The organism is Enterobacter sp. 50793107, from assembly GCF_001463365.1.
Lineage (GTDB): Bacteria > Pseudomonadota > Gammaproteobacteria > Enterobacterales > Enterobacteriaceae > Enterobacter > Enterobacter cloacae.
Genome location: NZ_LNII01000005.1, coordinates 1 through 2,854, shown reverse-complemented (window position 1 = coordinate 2,854; position 2,854 = coordinate 1). Strand labels below are relative to the sequence as shown.

Annotated in this window: 2 protein-coding genes and 2 pseudogenes; 3 read left to right on the top strand and 1 reads right to left on the bottom strand. The window is 57.4% G+C overall.

What is annotated here, in order from left to right:
• Window positions 1-170 precede the first annotated feature (170 nt).
• From aac(3)-IIe to APU11_RS01275, 3 genes and pseudogenes are all read left to right on the top strand, one after another.
• Window positions 171-1,031 (top strand): aminoglycoside N-acetyltransferase AAC(3)-IIe, encoded by an 861-nt coding sequence (gene aac(3)-IIe, locus APU11_RS01290; RefSeq protein ID WP_000557452.1) that lies wholly within the window; start codon window positions 171-173, stop codon window positions 1,029-1,031.
• A 12-nt stretch (window positions 1,032-1,043) separates the two neighbouring features.
• Entirely contained in the window at window positions 1,044-1,586 is a 543-nt protein-coding gene (locus tag APU11_RS01285; RefSeq protein ID WP_002063889.1) for an AAA family ATPase, read from the top strand.
• A 91-nt stretch (window positions 1,587-1,677) separates the two neighbouring features.
• Window positions 1,678-2,726: pseudogene (locus APU11_RS01275) on the top strand (IS3 family transposase); the annotation flags it as partial.
• 53 nt (window positions 2,727-2,779) lie between these two features.
• Here APU11_RS01275 and APU11_RS27845 read toward each other — a convergent pair.
• Window positions 2,780-2,854: pseudogene (locus APU11_RS27845) on the bottom strand (IS6 family transposase); the annotation flags it as partial.

Here is a 2,854-nt window from a genome sequence, read left to right as displayed (position 1 = left end):
CGTACCAGCGTACGGCCCACAGAATGATGTCACGCTGAAAATGCCGGCCTTTGAATGGGTTCATGTGCAGCTCCATCAGCAAAAGGGGATGATAAGTTTATCACCACCGACTATTTGCAACAGTGCCTCTCGATAGGTATAGTGTTTTGCAGTTTAGAGGAGATATCGCGATGCATACGCGGAAGGCAATAACGGAGGCAATTCGAAAATTAGGAGTCCAAACCGGTGACCTGTTGATGGTGCATGCCTCACTTAAAGCGATTGGTCCGGTCGAAGGAGGAGCGGAGACGGTCGTTGCCGCGTTACGCTCCGCGGTTGGGCCGACTGGCACTGTGATGGGATACGCGTCGTGGGACCGATCACCCTACGAGGAGACTCTGAATGGCGCTCGGTTGGATGACAAAGCCCGCCGTACCTGGCCGCCGTTCGATCCCGCAACGGCCGGGACTTACCGTGGGTTCGGCCTGCTGAATCAATTTCTGGTTCAAGCCCCCGGCGCGCGGCGCAGCGCGCACCCCGATGCATCGATGGTCGCGGTTGGTCCGCTAGCTGAAACGCTGACGGAGCCTCACGAACTCGGTCACGCCTTGGGGGAAGGGTCGCCCGTCGAGCGGTTCGTCCGCCTTGGCGGGAAGGCCCTGCTGTTGGGTGCGCCGCTAAACTCCGTTACCGCATTGCACTACGCCGAGGCGGTTGCGGATATCCCCAACAAACGATGGGTGACGTATGAGATGCCGATGCTTGGAAGAAACGGTGAAGTCGCCTGGAAAACGGCATCAGAATACGATTCAAACGGCATTCTCGATTGCTTTGCTATCGAAGGAAAGCCGGATGCGGTCGAAACTATAGCAAATGCTTACGTGAAGCTCGGTCGCCATCGAGAAGGTGTCGTGGGCTTTGCTCAGTGCTACCTGTTCGACGCGCAGGACATCGTGACGTTCGGCGTCACCTATCTTGAGAAGCACTTCGGAGCCACTCCGATCGTGCCAGCACACGAAGCCGCCCAGCGCTCTTGCGAGCCTTCCGGTTAGAGGCCGTCGACAATGATAATCTGGATCAACGGACCTTTCGGCGCCGGAAAGACGACTCTCGCTGAGCGGCTGCGCGATCGGCGTCCGAAATCGCTGATCTTTGACCCTGAGGAAATCGGGTTCGTGGTGAAAGAAACGGTCCCCATACCAGCGAGCGGAGACTATCAGGATCTCCCCTTGTGGAGGGGACTTACGATCGCTGCGGTCAGCGAGATTCGCAGGAATTACTCGCAGGACATCATCATCCCAATGACGCTCGTGCACCCGGACTATCTGACTGAGATACTCGACGGGTTAAGGCAGATCGACGATCAGCTGCTGCACATCTTTCTGATGCTTAACGAGGACCTATTGCGTCACCGGATCTCGAACCAGACCATGCATCCTGACCCGAATCGGAATGCGGAGATTCGAGAGTGGCGATTAGCGAATGTCGCCCGATGCTTGGCCGCAAGGGAACGGCTTCCGTCCACAACCCGTGTTCTCGATAGTGGTGCACACACCAGCGATGAACTTGCAGCGATGGTGCTCGACAGACTCGATCAGCGCACCTGATCGCCTTAGAGCTGGCTCGGGAAATCTGCACAGCGGGGATAAGTGGAGTTTCTGCCTGACTTCGGCTTAGATGCCGGGAACAGGAGAGACCATGACGAGACGACCGCGCCGGAACCATAGCCCGGCTTTCAAGGCGAAGGTGGCACTTGCCGCCATCCGAGGTGAGCAGACGCTGGTGGAGTTGTCCCAGCAGTTCGATGTGCACGCCAACCAGATCAAGCAATGGAAAGACCAGCTCCTTGAGGGGGCGACAGGTGTGTTCGGCGATGAAACGAAAGCGGAGCCGTCGGGTCCGACCATCGATGTCAAAACGCTGCACGCGAAAATCGGCGAACTGACACTGGAGAACGATTTTTTATCCGGTGCGCTCGGCAAGGCGGGATTGCTGGGCGGAAAGAAATGATCGACCGCGAGCACAAGCTATCCGTCGTGCGCCAGGCGAAGCTTCTCGGCTTCAGCCGTGGCAGCGTCTACTATCTGCCTCGTCCGGTGTCTGACGGCGATCTGGCCCTTATGCGCCGGATTGACGAATTGCATCTCGACTACCCCTTTGCCGGAAGTCGGATGTTGCAAGGGCTCTTGAGAGGAGAAGGTCTGGAGACCGGGCGGCGACACGTCGCCACGCTGATGAAGAAGATGGGCATCAAGGCGATCTACCGCCGCCCGAACACCTCGAAACCAGCGCCAGGGCACATACGAAAGCTGGCAGTCACCCGGCCCAATCAGGTGTGGGCAATGGACCTGACCTACATCCCCATGGCGCGGGGATTTGTCTATCTGTGCGCCGTCGTGGACTGGTTCAGCCGGAAGGTCTTGTCATGGCGGTTGTCGATCACGATGGAAGCAGCCTTCTGCATCGAGGCGGTGGAGGAGGCACTTGCCCGTCATGGCAGGCCGGAAATCTTCAATACCGACCAGGGATCGCAGTTCACCTCCATCGACTTCACCGCCGTGCTGAAGAGGTCACAGATTGCCATCTCGATGGATGGCAAGGGTGCGTGGCGAGACAATGTCTTCGTCGAGCGGCTCTGGCGTTCGATCAAATACGAGGAAGTCTACCTCCATGCCTACAAGACTGTGTCCGAGGCACGCGCTGGCATCGCCCGATATCTGAACTTCTACAACACCAGACGCCCACATTGGCACTGTTGCAAAGTTAGCGATGAGGCAGCCTTTTGTCTTATTCAAAGGCCTTACATTTCAAAAACTCTGCTTACCAGGCGCATTTCGCCCAGGGGATCACCATAATAAAATGCTGAGGCCTGGCC